At 75.3% G+C, this 292-nt stretch carries 1 pseudogene; it reads left to right on the top strand.

The annotated features are described in order from the left end of the window. Window positions 1–292 (top strand): annotated as a pseudogene (locus ACG04R_RS28500) (hypothetical protein); the annotation flags it as partial.

The raw sequence follows: 292 nt of genomic DNA, 5'->3' as shown, positions 1-292 counted from the left end.
TCGCCAGCGGCGCGACGCTCAAGCTGGGTGGCAGCGACACCGTCGGCACGCTGACCACCGCCGGCACGCTGGCCAACACCAGCGCCACCGACACGCTCACCGCCGCCACCTCCGCGCTCAACAACGGCGCCGTCGTCACCGCCAACCTCGGCGCCGGCGCGGTCACCAGCAACGGCAGCGTCGCCCTCAACGGCACGGCAGCCGCCGCCACCGACAACATCGCCAGCGGCACGCTGACGCTGGGCGCCGCCAACCGCCTGGCCGACACCGCCGCCGTCGGCATCGCCAGCGG

The organism is Pelomonas candidula, from assembly GCF_043555985.1.
Taxonomy (GTDB): Bacteria; Pseudomonadota; Gammaproteobacteria; order Burkholderiales; family Burkholderiaceae_C; genus Pelomonas; species Pelomonas candidula.
The sequence above is the reverse complement of the archived record's forward strand: the minus strand, read 5'-3'. Positions and strand labels throughout refer to the sequence as shown.